13 protein-coding genes are annotated in these 14,303 nt (G+C 45.2%); 1 reads left to right on the top strand and 12 read right to left on the bottom strand.

Going from position 1 to position 14,303, the window contains the following annotated elements:
• Nucleotides 1–284 precede the first annotated feature (284 nt).
• From T525_RS0102760 to pyk, 3 genes are all read right to left on the bottom strand, one after another.
• Nucleotides 285–1,028: a carboxylesterase gene (locus T525_RS0102760; protein ID WP_027405935.1), complete on the bottom strand. Its 744-nt coding sequence runs from the start codon at nt 1,026–1,028 to the stop codon at nt 285–287.
• A 91-nt stretch (nt 1,029–1,119) separates the two neighbouring features.
• On the bottom strand, nt 1,120–1,329 hold the full coding sequence (gene secG / locus T525_RS0102755) for a preprotein translocase subunit SecG (RefSeq protein ID WP_037324996.1): 210 nt from the start codon (nt 1,327–1,329) through the stop codon (nt 1,120–1,122).
• Nucleotides 1,330–1,417: 88 nt separating this feature from the next.
• Entirely contained in the window at nt 1,418–2,836 is a 1,419-nt protein-coding gene (gene pyk, locus T525_RS0102750) for a pyruvate kinase (RefSeq protein WP_027405933.1), read from the bottom strand.
• Nucleotides 2,837–3,037: 201 nt separating this feature from the next.
• Here pyk and T525_RS0102745 point away from each other — a divergent pair, with 201 nt between their 5' ends.
• The gene (locus T525_RS0102745) at nt 3,038–5,302 is read left to right on the top strand and encodes an anaerobic ribonucleoside triphosphate reductase (protein ID WP_027405932.1); all 2,265 of its coding nucleotides are present in this window, start codon (nt 3,038–3,040) and stop codon (nt 5,300–5,302) included.
• Nucleotides 5,303–5,526: 224 nt separating this feature from the next.
• Here T525_RS0102745 and T525_RS0102740 read toward each other — a convergent pair whose 3' ends face one another.
• From T525_RS0102740 to T525_RS0102700, 9 genes are read right to left on the bottom strand one after another with little or no spacing between them, the layout of a single operon-like run.
• Nucleotides 5,527–6,690, bottom strand: a complete 1,164-nt coding sequence (locus T525_RS0102740) for a hypothetical protein (RefSeq protein ID WP_027405931.1) — start codon at nt 6,688–6,690, stop codon at nt 5,527–5,529.
• Between the two features lie 25 nt (nt 6,691–6,715).
• Entirely contained in the window at nt 6,716–7,633 is a 918-nt protein-coding gene (locus T525_RS0102735; protein WP_037324924.1) for a VirK/YbjX family protein, read from the bottom strand.
• Nucleotides 7,634–7,638: 5 nt separating this feature from the next.
• Nucleotides 7,639–8,403 carry a glycosyltransferase family 2 protein gene (locus T525_RS0102730; protein WP_027405929.1) on the bottom strand — a complete coding sequence of 255 codons (765 nt, stop codon included), beginning with the start codon at nt 8,401–8,403 and terminating at the stop codon, nt 7,639–7,641.
• A 22-nt stretch (nt 8,404–8,425) separates the two neighbouring features.
• The gene (locus T525_RS13990) at nt 8,426–9,502 is read right to left on the bottom strand and encodes a glycosyltransferase family 4 protein (RefSeq protein ID WP_051533359.1); all 1,077 of its coding nucleotides are present in this window, start codon (nt 9,500–9,502) and stop codon (nt 8,426–8,428) included.
• Between the two features lie 40 nt (nt 9,503–9,542).
• Complete coding sequence (locus tag T525_RS0102720; RefSeq protein WP_037324921.1) at nt 9,543–10,043, bottom strand: D-glycero-beta-D-manno-heptose 1,7-bisphosphate 7-phosphatase; 501 nt, start codon at nt 10,041–10,043, stop codon at nt 9,543–9,545.
• An 8-nt stretch (nt 10,044–10,051) separates the two neighbouring features.
• Entirely contained in the window at nt 10,052–11,053 is a 1,002-nt protein-coding gene (gene rfaD / locus T525_RS0102715; RefSeq protein WP_027405927.1) for an ADP-glyceromanno-heptose 6-epimerase, read from the bottom strand.
• Nucleotides 11,050–12,063, bottom strand: a complete 1,014-nt coding sequence (gene rfaE1, locus T525_RS0102710) for a D-glycero-beta-D-manno-heptose-7-phosphate kinase (protein WP_037324920.1) — start codon at nt 12,061–12,063, stop codon at nt 11,050–11,052. The genes rfaD and rfaE1 overlap by 4 nt, the downstream gene beginning before the upstream one ends.
• Before the next feature lie 15 nt (nt 12,064–12,078).
• Entirely contained in the window at nt 12,079–13,260 is a 1,182-nt protein-coding gene (locus T525_RS0102705) for a glycosyltransferase family 9 protein (RefSeq protein ID WP_037324918.1), read from the bottom strand.
• An 11-nt stretch (nt 13,261–13,271) separates the two neighbouring features.
• On the bottom strand, nt 13,272–14,303 hold the full coding sequence (locus T525_RS0102700) for a glycosyltransferase family 9 protein (RefSeq protein WP_027405924.1): 1,032 nt from the start codon (nt 14,301–14,303) through the stop codon (nt 13,272–13,274).

Here is a 14,303-nt window from a genome sequence, read left to right as displayed (position 1 = left end):
TCACTCCGTCCGAAAGTGCGGCATGTCTAATCGCCTTCTTTCCAGTGAGCATCACTAAATTCAATCTGCGCAAAATGCTTGATTTCATTAAGTGTTGCTGGCACAAATCATCATGCACGATATATTCGGCTTCTTCGTAGGCGACAGGGTCGCACGTACATCGTGGCGTTAATAAATTTCGTGCCCATGATGAGCCTCCGGCAGGAGGACTCCGTTCTTGCAGACGAAAAAATTCCCCCGCTTTTGAAAATATTCAACTAACCAGCCCATATCTATCAGATTTTTTATGAATGTTCCCTTATAAATTCATCCACCAGCTCAAAAGCCTTTTGGCGCTCGCAGCCGATGGTTATCAAATGGCCGGACTCTTCCAGCCATACCAGTTCCTTCTCGTAGCTGCCCGCCAGATCGTATATCTTATTGGCACTGCGGTCTCTGGCAGTATGGTCGTTATGACTATGTATTACCAGCATTGGGCATTTTACCCGTGGCAGCTCCCGCTTGCTTCTGTCAATGAGATCCAGAAGCTCATGGACGGACTCCATGGGATATTCCCCGTAGGAGGCGTTGCACACCTGGGGTACGTCCAAATGCATGCGCTTTTTCTTGGGCCAATATTTATTCTTGCAATGCTCCTTGGCAGGCAGGCGATATAGTTGCTTGTCCTCGTGAATGTAAATTGGGGCCGCCATAGTACAGCAGCACTTTACATTGGCATTGGCAGAAAGGATAATGCTGAGAAGTCCCCCCATGGACTGGCCCACCACGGATATTTTTTCGCAGATAGAAGCTAAAATTGAATAACCATCACACACGGAGTCATACCAGTCCTCTGCCGTCATGTGGGACATATCCTCTGTGGTGGTACCATGACCCGCCAGACGCACTGCCAGCACTGTGTACCCCTTGTCATTGAGATATCTGCCCAACAAGAGCATTTCCGCCGGAACCCCGGTGAAGCCGTGGATTAAAAGTATGCCGTGTGGTCCTCCCTTCATAAAGAAAGGCTCGCCGCCGTTAATAATCATGTTGGTTATCCTTTCATGAAAAAGTAAAAAGCGCCCACTACCTACCATAGAAACTATGATGGATAGTAAGCGCCTTGTGTCAAGTCACAAATTACATGGTCATTTTTGCAATCACCAAAGTGACTACTGCAAAGAGAATCGCAAAGACCACCGTTACTCTTGCCAACAGTGCATCCATACCACGGGCATTGCTGCTGAATACTGTGTCGCTGCCGCCGCCCAGGCCCATGCCTGCAGACTTTGGAGACTGAGCCAACACTGAACCGATCAGAACGATAGCTACCAATGCATCTATTACCATCAAAACCGTAAGCACTCTACGGACCTCCTATTCCATCTCAAAGTAGATTATATCATATCACAAAACATTATTAAACACAAGAGACGGATTAGTCAATGGTTCTTATCTGAATCTTGTTGGTGTTGTTGCCCTTGCTCATGGTGATGCCAGAGGTTACCACGGCAATGTCACCCTTTTCCACCAATCCGGAGCGGAGAGCTGCGGCAATGGAAGCCCCGGTGCGGTCAGGCTCGTCGTCCCAGATACGGCCGTTAACCAGCTGCACGCCCCAACGGAGGTTCAGCTGACGGGCCACCTTGGAGGTGGTGGCGTAGGCAATAATAGTTGCCTGTGGACGATATTTGGACACCATCTGGGTGGTGAAGCCTGTCTCAGTCGGGGTGATGATGGCAGTGGCATCCAGCTCATAGGCCAGCTGAACAGTAGAATGGGCCACTGCATCGGTGATGCTCTTCTTGTGCTCCATGCCCTTGGTGATGAAGCGGTTTTCGTAGTGAATAGATTCCTCAATGCGCTTGGCAATGGTGCTCATAGTCTGCACTGCCTCCACCGGGTAATCACCGCTGGCGGTCTCGCCACTGAGCATAATGGCATCGGTGCCGTCAAATACAGCATTGCCCACGTCAGAAACCTCGGCTCTAGTAGGACGAGGATTGCTGGTCATGGACTCCAGCATCTGGGTGGCCACGATTACCAGCTTTCCCGCCTTGTTGCATTTGGCGATAACGTCCTTCTGAATTACAGGAACGTCCTCTGCCGGAATCTCCACACCAAGATCGCCGCGGGCTACCATGATACCATCGGCAGCAGCAATAATGGAGTCAATATTCTTTACGCCCTCAAGGTTTTCGATCTTGGCGATAATTTCCATGTGGCCGTTATTGTCATTGATAAGCTTTCTGATGGCCTCCACATCGCTGGCACGCTGAATGAAGGAAGCAGCCACAAAGTCCATATCGTGTTCAATTCCGAAGAGAATGTCCTTTTCGTCCTGCTCTGATATCGGCGGCAGACCGATGGCCACGCCAGGCACAGCTACACGCTTGCGGGTGCTCATTGGGCCGTTGTTGAGGATTTCCGTTACAATATCCTGCCCCTGAATTTCGGTAACCTTCAGGCCCACCAGACCATCGGAGAGGAGAATGGTATCCCCCGGCTTTACTTCCTTATAAAGGTTCTTGTAGCTGATAGGAGCACCGCTTTCGTCCCCCGGCTCATCTGACTGGGTAAGGCGGAAGGAGTTGCCCTTGGTGAGCTGAACCTTGCCGTCCTTAAAGGAGCCCAGACGCATTTCAGGGCCCTTGGTGTCAAGAAGCAACGGAATAATAGTGTCAGTATGACGGGCAGCCTCCCGAACCTTCTCGATTCTCCCCAACTGCTCTGCATGGTCACCATGGGAAAAATTAAAACGGGCGCAGTTCATGCCATTTTTCATCAGCTCTTCAATAACCCCTGGCTTATCGGTGGTAGGGCCCATGGTACAAACGATTTTGGTCTTCTTAAACATTGCTCAGCACACTCCTTACATTATTTCTGTTTATATATCTTAAATTTGTCATAAAACCTTGTTATACTTCAGCTAATACATTCTATTCTATTGTACCACGAATGTCTAGCACAAACATGGCAAAAAATCAAGAATTGTTATTCATTGCCGTTTGGTATATTCTATATAGGACAGTTTTTTATAATAAGGAAGTGTACATAAATGAAATTAAAGCATGTTATAAAGCGCTCCGGCGTTGTGGTGGACTACGATTCCTCCAAGATTTTCAACGCCATTGCAGGAGCCAGCAAGGCTGTAAATGATTCCCTTTCCACTAGGGATATCCAGAAGCTGGTGGACCAGGTGGAGTCCGCCATTGAGAACTGGGAAAACATTAATGTCGAGGACATTCAGGATATTGTTGAGAAGACCCTTATGGAGCAGGACTACTATGAGATAGCCAAGCGCTATATCATGTACCGCCAGCGCCATGCCAACCGCCGTGAAGCCCAGAAGCATCTCATGAACAGTTACAGGGATATTTTCTTCGCTGATGCTGTGGATTCAGATATGAAGCGTGACAACGCCAATATAAACACCGATGCTTCCATGGGTATTATGCTTAAATTAGGTGCTGAGGGTGCCAAGCACTTCGTAGATAACTATATGCTGCCTGAGGAATTTGCCAAGGCTGACAGAGAAAATTATATCCATATCCACGACAAGGATTTTTCCTTGATTACCCTGAACTGCTGTCAGATTGATTTGCTGAAGCTGTTCCATGGTGGCTTTTCCACGGGCCACGGCTTCCTGCGTGAGCCAAATTCCATCCGTGCTTACGCATCTCTGGCTTGCATTGCAATTCAGTCCAACCAGAATGATATGTTTGGTGGCCAGTCCATCAACGCCTTTGATTATGCCATGGCTGAAGGTGTGCGCAAGACCTTTAAAAAGGCTATTGCTGATGAAGCCTACAAGGCCTGCCTTTATCGTTTTGGCGGAGAAAAGTTAATCGCTGCCAAGGAATTCCGCAAGGCCTTTATGGCAGCTATGGACTACGACCGCTGCACCTTTACCGATGGTGAACCAATAGCAACGGAAGATAACATTATGGCCATTACCGAAGCCCTGAGTAAGGTGCTGCCTGCAGATATTATGGAAACTAACCCATATTTAAAGCTGGATGCTGCCAATATTTATCACTTGGCCTGTGATGATACAACTGAGGAAACCCATCAGGCCATGGAGGCACTGATTCACAATTTCAATACCCTCCATTCCCGCGCTGGTGCCCAAGTACCATTCAGCTCTATTAATTATGGTATGGATACCTCTCCTGAGGGGCGCCTTACCATGCGTGAGGTTATGAACGCTATTATGAGCGGTCTGGGTAATGGTGAAACCGCTATTTTCCCTATTTCCGTATTCCAGCTTAAGTCCGGGGTAAACTACAATCCAGGGGATCCTAACTATGATCTTTTCCAGCAGGCCTGTAAGACCTCTGCCAAGAGATTGTTCCCTAACTTCGTAAATGTGGATGCTCCATATAATCTCCAGTACTACAAGCCTGGCAACTACAACAGCGTAATTGCTACCATGGGCTGTCGTACCCGCACTATTGGTAATGTAAATGGCCCTAGCGAAGTGGGCAGCAGGGGTAACTTCTCTTTTACCACCATTAATCTGCCAATGCTGGCCCTGGAGTCTGAGGGCAATATGGATAAGTTCTGGTGCCTCTTGGATAAATATATTCAGATTAGCCACGACTATCTTCTCTTCAGACTTCAGACCATTAAGCATAAGCATGTATATAACTATCCGTTCCTTATGGGACAGGGTATCTGGATGGATAGCGACAAACTGAAAAATACTGACTCCATTGAGGAAGTATTGAAGCATGCTTCCTATTCCATTGGTTTCTGTGGTCTGGCTGAGTGTCTGGTGGCCCTCATTGGCAAGCATCACGGCGAGTCTGAGGAAGCCCAGAAGCTGGGTCTGGAAATCGTAGGTCATATCCGCCAGAAGACTGATGAATATACCAAGGCTGAAAGCATGAACTGGACCTGCTTCGGTACTCCGGCTGAGTCCACTGCTGGTCAGTTCCAGCGGGCAAACCGCAAAAAGTTCGGCAAAATTGCGGGGGTTACTGACAGGGATTATATGACCAACAGCTCCCATGTGCCTGTATACTACGACATTAAGGCATTGGATAAGATTCGCATCGAGGCACCTTACCACGAGCTGGAAAATGCAGGCCACATCGCTTATGTGGAGATGAACGGCGACCCTTCCAAGAATGTGAAGGCCTTTGAGGCTCTAGTCCGTGCTATGCACGATGCCAACATGGGCTACTTCTCCATCAACCACCCAGTTGACCGTGACCCTGTGTGTGGCTACACTGGCATTATTGAAAACGAATGCCCACACTGCAAGCGGAAAGAAATCATTACTGGACATAAGGTAGTAAAGAGACCTGTGTTTGAGTAATTGAAGACAAAAATAGCGCTGACTCGGAATCGAGTATGAGGAGGATTTAAATAAACCCTCCGACCTCTCACACCACCGTGCGTACCGTTCGGTACACGTCGGTTCTTTAGTATTCGCAAATGTGCGATAATAGCTGGTCATAGGTATATACCCTTGGCTGGCTATTTCTTTATCCGAAAGAATTTGGTTCAGCATTAACACCGCTCTTTTTATTTAGGATTATTTTAAATCGCACTTATTCCATCAATATCATTAGCAATAAAAAACATTTTTTTATATTTTTGGGCAATATTGTCAAATAACTTTTTATAGTTATCACCCACACTATAGTCAATGCAGCTATACAACAGCACACATTTGTTGTTACCACCAACAGTCAGAGGGTATAAACAAACTGAACTAGAACATAAAGTTATAAATTTACATTCTTCAATTTGATTATTTATAGCATATAATTCCCAAGGGATTTTTCTTGGTTCTATAGGTTTGAATTTTGCTTCATCATATTCTTTCAACATCCCAACTGAGGTTCTAGGATGATATTTTATGTAAACAGTACGGTCTCCTGCTATATGCTTAAATGCCTTTATTTGACTTATATATTCCTTGTAGCTTCGTGTGTGCTTTTTGATAGAATTTGCCAAAAACAACCTAATTAACCAATTTGGATTCCTTAAATATGACGGCATCTGTTCTCCACCTTGGTCAAAAAAGATTAATTTATTTTTTATTTTTTTCCCTGCAGGTAAGTAACGAAATACCTTATTTGCTATATTAACAAAATCAATATCATCTGGTGATAGTTTAGGAATCTTAACAAAACTAATATCTTGATCTTCCGCATAAACGGCAACGTTTGGGTCATAAAGATACACGGCATCTGCCTTTGTGTCCTTATGACAGATTGTATTATCACAATATGAGCCAATACCTTCATCCAATACTGCCATTTCTGTATTTTTATGAAGGTCAGTATAAAAATTTCTAACAATCGTATTTCCGCCCTGCATTAACACTTTATCATAGTGATTATCTCGTATATTACCATATCCATACAACAAATCATTTAAGTGATATTTAGGCCCAGCAAAAAATCCGAATAAATTCCGCCATATGTTAACCATTGAATTACAAACAGCTTCGAGCAAACCTTTATCACATCTGCCAAATTCACGAAGTGCTCGCTTATATTCATGTAAATCTATCAAGATTTCTTTTGCACAGCAAACATACTCAAAGATACCCAATTCCCTTAATCTTTCAGCTATAACACTGTACTCTGCCCTCTGAAGTACAATATCAGCCTTAGTGTCAGGGTATAAATGAAGTTTTACATTAAGTGCGTTTAATATCTGAAATTCTGTTGAACACACAAATAATAATCTCATAGCCAAGCTCCTGTACTACACATTGTTATTGCAACAATGTTTCTAATGATTTATAAATGCTCTCTTCAATTTCATCCAACAATTCAAAACGTCTTCTGTATACTGCCCTTTTTCTAGTAGGAACCTCTTCCATGGTCTTGCGTGGCTCCACCAACGGAAGTTCATAGAACCTTTCGTCATCAGTTGAATGTCCCCCAGCCTCTACCCAAAAATCACTGAAGGAGGTCTTCAGTTTGCGGTCCACGCGGACATGATTATTGGCATAATAGCCATAATTGGTTACCGCGTATATCTTCTCCAGCCCCAGATTTTTTGCTACGACCTGGGCAATGTAGAGAATCAGATTCTTTGTACGGTAGCGATGACATTTATTCGTTATTTTCTTTACAATATCCTTGGCATCATCCATGTTAGGCCCCTGCATGGCCCCAATCCACATGGACCAATAGCCATTTTTATCCTGTGCAATCCAGAATATTATCTGATACAGTGGATCATCATCCAACCTAAGTATAACAGACAACAATCCTTCTTTGCGTTGCCCCGGTTCGTAGTAAAGACATGCCCAGAATTTCTTGCCATCTATTTCGCCCCCATACCAAATAGGGATATTTTTCTCCCCATAAATATCCAGCAACGTTTCTGGCTTCAATACCTTTGCCAAATAATCCATGTGTTGTTTAACAATATTAACACGTTCAGCAAAAGTAGATTTATTATAAAAAAATGCCCTAGTAGGCTGTTCATATACAAAAGGATAAATCTTCTGTATTTCCGTAAGCAATGGTGTACTTGTAAAATGCCGTTGCAAATCATTAAGTTTTCCTCTATATATCAATGATCGCATACGAAACACATAATATCTGCGTGCCTCTCTATGATTGCTTAATCTATATATCTGCTTTCCTATATCGCTATAGCTTTGAAGCTTATTTTCACTCATTAATATCAACTCTTCTCCCCAATGCCCTTACTTAAATAATAGAGCTTGGTATATTTCATAAATACACTTATGCCATGGCCAACCGTCAGAAACAGGCCTGTCATACCATCCATAAAGGCACGCTGAATAAAGAATATCTTTATTACTCCAAATAAGGTGTGAAAAACAATATCTAATATTCCTGCCCGTTTTCCCGCATCATACTGTTTTTTAGCGCCCAGAGTAGTGTAGTTATTAAGCTTTCTTAAATACTGCTCCCAGGATACATAGGTATAGTGAAGCATATAGGCAGATTTTGGAAAATACTTTTCCGGACAATTATAATGAACTTGCTCGTGAACATATCCCGTAACATAGGAACCTTCTTTAGGTATAAGTCGAATACCATAATCCGGAAACCAGCCAGAATATTTTACCACATTACCGCAAAAATGATTAAGTCGTGCTATATAATAGGCTATTTTTTCACCGCTGCTCACAGCCTTGATTATTTCCGACTGCAATACCTCTGTGATGCGCTCATCTGCATCCAAAAAGAATATCCAATCTCCCTGGGCTTCATTTATTCCAAAGGTCTTCTGCTGGCCCCAGTTGCCATCCAATGAATGCTGAATTACTTTTGCCCCTAACTCCTCAGCAATCTTCACGGTATTATCCGTACTGAAGTCATCAATTACCAGCACTTCATCGGCAAAGAGCGCACTTTTTACGCAATCCTCAATATTCTTTTCTTCATTTTTTGCCAGAATTAATATGGTAAGTTTAGACATTTTTCAGGAACACATCCTTAAATTATAGCTGTTTTTCTTTCAGCTCAATTATTTCCTTGATATCGTTCTTCAGCTGGTCCAGAAGTTTTTTATATGACAGTTCTTCCAGACGCTTTTTTCTGCCCTTGGACAGTTCTGCCAGCTTGTTTTCGTCGTTTAATACATTATGAATGGTAGTTGCTATGTTCTCTGGCGACTTGTCATAAATCAAAACGCCGGCCTCCCCCAGTGTCTCCGGCACTGCGGAGCAGGCATAGGCAAATACTGACTTTTCAAAAATCATGCCCTCAACCAATGGCACACAGAAGCCTTCGTGTTCACTGAGGGACAGCACACCGTCAGTTATACGGAACCATGTACAGAGTTCCTGATTGGATATTTTCCCGGTAAAAATCACATTCTCCTCCAGCTTTAACTGCTGTACCATTTTATGGAGCTTTTTTCCATAGCTTGGCTTTATATTACCCGCCAACACCAGACGAATTTTATCCGAAATGTTTTCTTTATACCAGGCAATGGCAGCAATGGCTTCATCCAGCTTTTTATGGGGAACCCCCCGCCCAACCATCAATAAAGTTGTTATATCGTCATTGTACTTGTCCAGCATTTCCTTTATTGGCTGATACTGAATGTATTTTTCAGGTTCCACCACAATGGACAACTCTCTGGTGTACTTTAAGCCAAGGTCTTCCAGCTCCTTGCGGGAATATTCCGATGCAGCCCAGGAAAAGAAAGTATTCTTTACTATTTTTTTCAGCTGGTGGCGGCCTTTTATGCATTTCCACCAAGACCCCCAGGCATTTCCAAAGAAAAATCTGGCAGGGGTAATATTGTGATAGTACATTACGATTTTCTGAGGATATTTTGCCACCCAGTCATTAAAAGAAGTCCCAGTAGTCAAATGGTAAATGACAATATCTTCCTTATCCGCCTGAAAAGCCTCCATCGTATGCACAGCATCACCCAGATGGCTGTCCACCTTGTGAGCATACATCGCCGTATTGTAGCCCAGTTCACGAAACATGGAATCCATATTGATAAGCTGTCGGCTGGCGGCATCATCCTTTGTAAGCGCGTGGGCTATCTGAATAATTTTCATTATATATCCTCAATTCCAGTTTTATACAAATTCCGTATATTTATTCTTTAATGTTATCCACAAGGGCCTGATACAAATTGCCACCCCTATAGCGTATTCCCTTTGCTCCTGCGGCCTCGGCACATTCCACATCCCTGGCCCCGTCACCAATAAGAAACGAAGATTTTAGGTCTATATTATGTTCCTTCTGGGCCTTTAACAGCATTCCAGGCAGAGGCTTGCGGCAATCACATTCAATGGCGTATTCCTTCACCTTACCCGTAGGATGGTGGGGACAATAATAGATGCCGTCCAGATGGGCTCCATGCTTTGCCAGATCGGCGTTCATCCAGTTATAGAGCTTCATAATGTCGCTTTCTGGATAATAGCCTCTGGCAACTCCGCTCTGATTAGTAATGACAATGGCCAGATAACCATTGTCATTACAATACTTTATGGCGTCAATGGCGCCCTCTATCCACTTAAAATCTTCTATTTTATGAAGGTAATGTACCTCCTCGTTCAAGGTGCCATCACGGTCAAAAAACACTGCCCTGTTCATGGTGATACCTATTTGCCGTACTTGAAGTAGCCACCCTCGTCAAGGAAATCACAGTATTCCTTGACGGCGTCGTACATGCCGTAGAAGCCTTGGTCGTAGCCGGCCTCCAGCAGCTTGGTGGTATCTGATTCAGTGTAATTCTGGTATTTTCCCTTCAATACCTCAGGGAAATCACGGTACTCTATTCTGCCCTTGCCCAGTGCCTTGATTACGCTGTCAGCCACCTCATTGTAGGTATGGGCCTTGCCTGTGCCGCAGTTATAGATACCGCTAGGGCCCTTGTGCTGCCAGAACCAGAGATTTACCTTTACAACGTCCTTTACGTAGATGAAATCACGCTTCTGGCCCCCATCTGGCACATCGGTGCCATCGCTGAACTTGCCCCAGCCCTCAAAGAGACGACACACTCCTGTCTCCTTCACCTGATGATAGAGCTGATAGAAAATGGAGGCCATATTGCCCTTGTGATGCTCCTGGGGACCATATACATTAAAATATTTTAACCCTACAATCTGGCTTTGGGTATCGGACATTACCTGACGCACGTAGCGATCAAAGAGCAGCTTGGAATAGGCATAAGGATTCAAGGCATCCTCGCACTCGTCCCCCTCACGGAAGCCACGCTCCCCACCGCCGTATGTGGAGGCAGAAGAAGCATAGAGGAATGGAATCCTATGCTCCATGCAGAAATGAAGAACGGCCTTGGAATACTCATAATTTGCCTTCATCATGTAGTTAACGTCGTACTCCATGGTATCGGAGCAGGCACCCTCGTGGAATACAACATCCACGTCAACCCCGTCAAATTCCTTGTTTTGAATGGCAGCAAGGAAATCGTCCTTGTGCATATAATCAATGAACTGCAGACCCCGAAGATTTCTGTAGGACTGGCTCTGCTCCTTGCGATTGTTTAAATCGTCCACGATGAGGATATCACTGCGGCCCTGATTATTAAGCTCTTTAACTATATTGCTGCCGATAAAGCCGGCACCACCAGTTACAATAATCATTTACTATTTTCCTCCTCGGAATCAATATGCTGCATAAGTACGCTTTCCAGCTCGTCCTTGCTGACTGCATAAGTACCCAGCTTGGCAACTACTACACTGGCTGCCAGATTTGCCAGATATGCTGCCTCCCGCGGTATAAGCCCCCCCGCAATGCCCAATGCAAATACGGCAATAACCGTATCACCGGCACCGGATACATCGAATACCTCCTGGGATTTTGTAGGAATGTGAACAGTATCCGTTGGGGTTACCATGGACATGCCGCACTCGGAGCGGGTAACCAGCACATTCTTAATCTTGAACTTGCTCATTATATAGGTGGCAGCCTGCTTAATGGCATCATCCCGGTTCTTTATAGGCTTTTCCAGAATTTCATTTATTTCCTTCACATTTGGAGTGATGTAATCCGCATTGGTGTATTTGGCCCATGCCCGGCCCTTAGGATCAACCAAAACAGGCACATTGGCACCGTTGCACATTTCAATAATGCTTTCGCATACCTCATCAGTGCAGGCCCCTTTGCCGTAGTCTGAAAGTATCACCGCATCCACATCGTCAAGTGACTGCTCCACAAAGTTAATGAGGCGGTTGCCATAGAGAGGCTTCACTGGCTCTGTATCCTCAAAATCAAGGCGGAGCATCTGCTGATGGCCCCCAATAACCCGAAGCTTGGTGGTGGTAGGTTCTTCCCTATAAATAATGCCCTTGTAGTCAATACCCTTTGAAATAAACTTATCCACCAGAGTCTGGCAGTGGTAATCATCTCCCACAAAGCCGGCGATAGATGTTCTGCAACCAAGAAGGGCCAGATTATGGGCTACGTTAGCCGCACCACCCATGGTGTCCTTGGTGTCAACCACCCTGGTAATAGGCACTGGGGCCTCCGGGGATATTCTGGTCACTTCTCCGTAGTAATACTTATCAAGCATTACATCACCAACTACCAGAATATGCACCTTGGACATTCCCGAGGTGACAAATTCCTTCAATCTATCCTTGCTTGTGGTCATGATATTGCTTCCTCCTTACTCCGCTTTTGTTGCTTCAACCACACGGCACTCATATGCACCATATTCTCTCGGTACATTACCCGCCTGGTCCTCATATTTTTTCAGCAGCTCCCATACGTATTTCATGACGTTTTCTGCTGTAATATTCTTCATACATGCCAAATTTTGCTCTCCCTCATGTGGGCACTGATGAATGCCACATGGATGGCAAGGCTCAGGACTTTTTATGAGCACATCCTTGGCATCATAGGGATAAAATCCCGGCACCGGGGAGGCCCCAAACATGGTAACCACCGGCACGCTCTGGGATACTCCCACGTGCATTGGGCCAGAATCCGTGGTAAGCATAAGGGCACATTTTTTCAGCATGGCTGCCAGCTCACCCAAAGACAATTCCCCGGTGAAAACCTTTATAAGACTGCTTTCTCCGTTTTTCATCTGTGAAATGCAGTTATTTACAATTTCTGTGTCCATGGGACCACCGAAAAAGGCAACCCCGTAGCCCCTATCCAGCAATTCATCGGCGCACTGGGCAAAATAGCTGTCAATCCACCGCTTGGTTATCCAGCTGGCACCAATATTAAAGGCCACCACTTTGGTCTCCTTTTGAAAGCTGTCCTGCCAGATTTTATTGGCAGATTCGGTATCCTTTTCAGACACCCACATTTCCAGGCCACCGTCGTCGATTTTCTCAATTCCAAGGGATTCCTTTAAAACATTAAGATGGGCATGAACCTGATGCTCCCAGCCCGGCACATACTTATAGGGCGGAAACAGATGAAATGGTCCCCAACCAATATGATGGGCCACAGAAGGATTGTTCATTACCTTGGTAAAGAACAGAGAAAACAACGGCTTGCTGTAGCCGACTATGTTTTCTGCACCACTAAAGGCAGCCAGGGCCGATGCCCGTTCGTTACGGTGGAGATTTATTACCAGGTCATAATTTTTCTGACGCACCCTTTTTATGAATTTTATAAAGGCCGGCAATGAATTATCCTCGCCCTTTTTATCAATCAATAAGCACTCATCAAGCCATTTGTTGTGCACCACCAGATCTGCCAGCTTCTTGTCCGCCAGCAGAGTTATTCTGGCTTGGGGATAATTGGCCCTAAGGGTTCTTAAGACCGGGGTGGCCAGCATTAAATCACCAATGTGCATAAGATTAATGACCAGAATATTGTTGTAAATTTTCATTGGAAATATTTTTACCTTTGATTATTTTGTAATAACTGCAACAGCTTCTTTTCCACCGCATCCGGGTGAATAACAGAAAGGCACTCCAATCCCTTCGGGCATGCCCGCTTCCAGCAATATTTGCATGGGCGGTTGGCTTCAATGGCATTTTCCAGCTGTCCGTACGGGCCGTTGCGGTTGGCATCCGTTGGGCCCATTACCATAACCGTTGGCTTGCCAAGTCCAGCTGAAAGGTGGACAGGACCTGTGTCACCGCCAACAACAGCCTGGGCATTCTGGATAATATAGGCCAGCTGCTTTAATGATGTCTTGCCTACCAGATTAATAGGCGGTATTTCTGCCGCTGACTCAATATCGTAGGCCAGCTGACCATCCACTGCCCCGCCACCGATAATTACGGGAATTATCTTAAGGCCATAGAGCCAGTCACTAAGCTGGGCATAATATCTGGTTGGCCACCGCTTGTTTGGCCAGTTTGCTCCCACAGCCAGCACCACATAAGGGTTCTCCATACGGGCCCCCTCCTGCTGCATGGCTCCTTCAGCGGCAATTTTGTCCCGCTCTGTGATTTCCATGGGAAATACCACATTTTCCACCCTACAGCCCAAGGCCCTGGCCACATCCAGATAACGCTCCACAATATGGCCTCTGGCGTTGGGGCCTATAACAGGCTTACTAATCTTATGGCTCATTTCCCGCATATTGCAGGTACCAAGACGAATACGAGCCTTGGCATTCCACACAATGGCTGCAGACTTAAAGAGGCCCTGCAAATCCAAGGAAGCGTCATAGCGGTCTGCCCTTATTATCTTGGAAAATGGCCCGTAGTTTTTCAAAAAGCCCTTAAAGGACTTAAATTTTTTCTTTTCAAAAATAATGATGTTATCTACGTAAGGATTGTCCTTTAACAAATCGTAGGCCGGTGGCTCCACTACCCAGGTAATCCTGGCATCAGGGTAAGTCTCCTTGATGGCATAGGAAACTGGCAGGGCGTGAATCACGTCCCCAATGGCGCTAAGCTTTACCACCAAAACATTCTTAAT

Source organism: Anaerovibrio sp. RM50, assembly GCF_000622005.1.
In the GTDB taxonomy this organism is placed as follows: Bacteria; Bacillota; Negativicutes; order Selenomonadales; family Selenomonadaceae; genus Anaerovibrio.
Note: the sequence above shows the minus strand (reverse complement) of the source record. Positions and strands in the feature narration are given on the sequence as shown.

What these genes read in the sequence shown, in the direction of transcription:
- T525_RS0102760 (WP_027405935.1), bottom strand. Translation starts at nt 1,028, where the DNA reads ATGATTATTAACGGCGGCGAGCCTTTCTTTATGAAGGGAGGACCACAC.
- secG (WP_037324996.1), bottom strand. Translation starts at nt 1,329, where the DNA reads ATGGTAATAGATGCATTGGTAGCTATCGTTCTGATCGGTTCAGTGTTG.
- pyk (WP_027405933.1), bottom strand. Translation starts at nt 2,836, where the DNA reads ATGTTTAAGAAGACCAAAATCGTTTGTACCATGGGCCCTACCACCGAT.
- T525_RS0102745 (WP_027405932.1), top strand. Translation starts at nt 3,038, where the DNA reads ATGAAATTAAAGCATGTTATAAAGCGCTCCGGCGTTGTGGTGGACTAC.
- T525_RS0102740 (WP_027405931.1), bottom strand. Translation starts at nt 6,690, where the DNA reads ATGAGATTATTATTTGTGTGTTCAACAGAATTTCAGATATTAAACGCA.
- T525_RS0102735 (WP_037324924.1), bottom strand. Translation starts at nt 7,633, where the DNA reads ATGAGTGAAAATAAGCTTCAAAGCTATAGCGATATAGGAAAGCAGATA.
- T525_RS0102730 (WP_027405929.1), bottom strand. Translation starts at nt 8,403, where the DNA reads ATGTCTAAACTTACCATATTAATTCTGGCAAAAAATGAAGAAAAGAAT.
- T525_RS13990 (WP_051533359.1), bottom strand. Translation starts at nt 9,502, where the DNA reads ATGAAAATTATTCAGATAGCCCACGCGCTTACAAAGGATGATGCCGCC.
- T525_RS0102720 (WP_037324921.1), bottom strand. Translation starts at nt 10,043, where the DNA reads ATGAACAGGGCAGTGTTTTTTGACCGTGATGGCACCTTGAACGAGGAG.
- rfaD (WP_027405927.1), bottom strand. Translation starts at nt 11,053, where the DNA reads ATGATTATTGTAACTGGTGGTGCCGGCTTTATCGGCAGCAATATAGTT.
- rfaE1 (WP_037324920.1), bottom strand. Translation starts at nt 12,063, where the DNA reads ATGACCACAAGCAAGGATAGATTGAAGGAATTTGTCACCTCGGGAATG.
- T525_RS0102705 (WP_037324918.1), bottom strand. Translation starts at nt 13,260, where the DNA reads ATGAAAATTTACAACAATATTCTGGTCATTAATCTTATGCACATTGGT.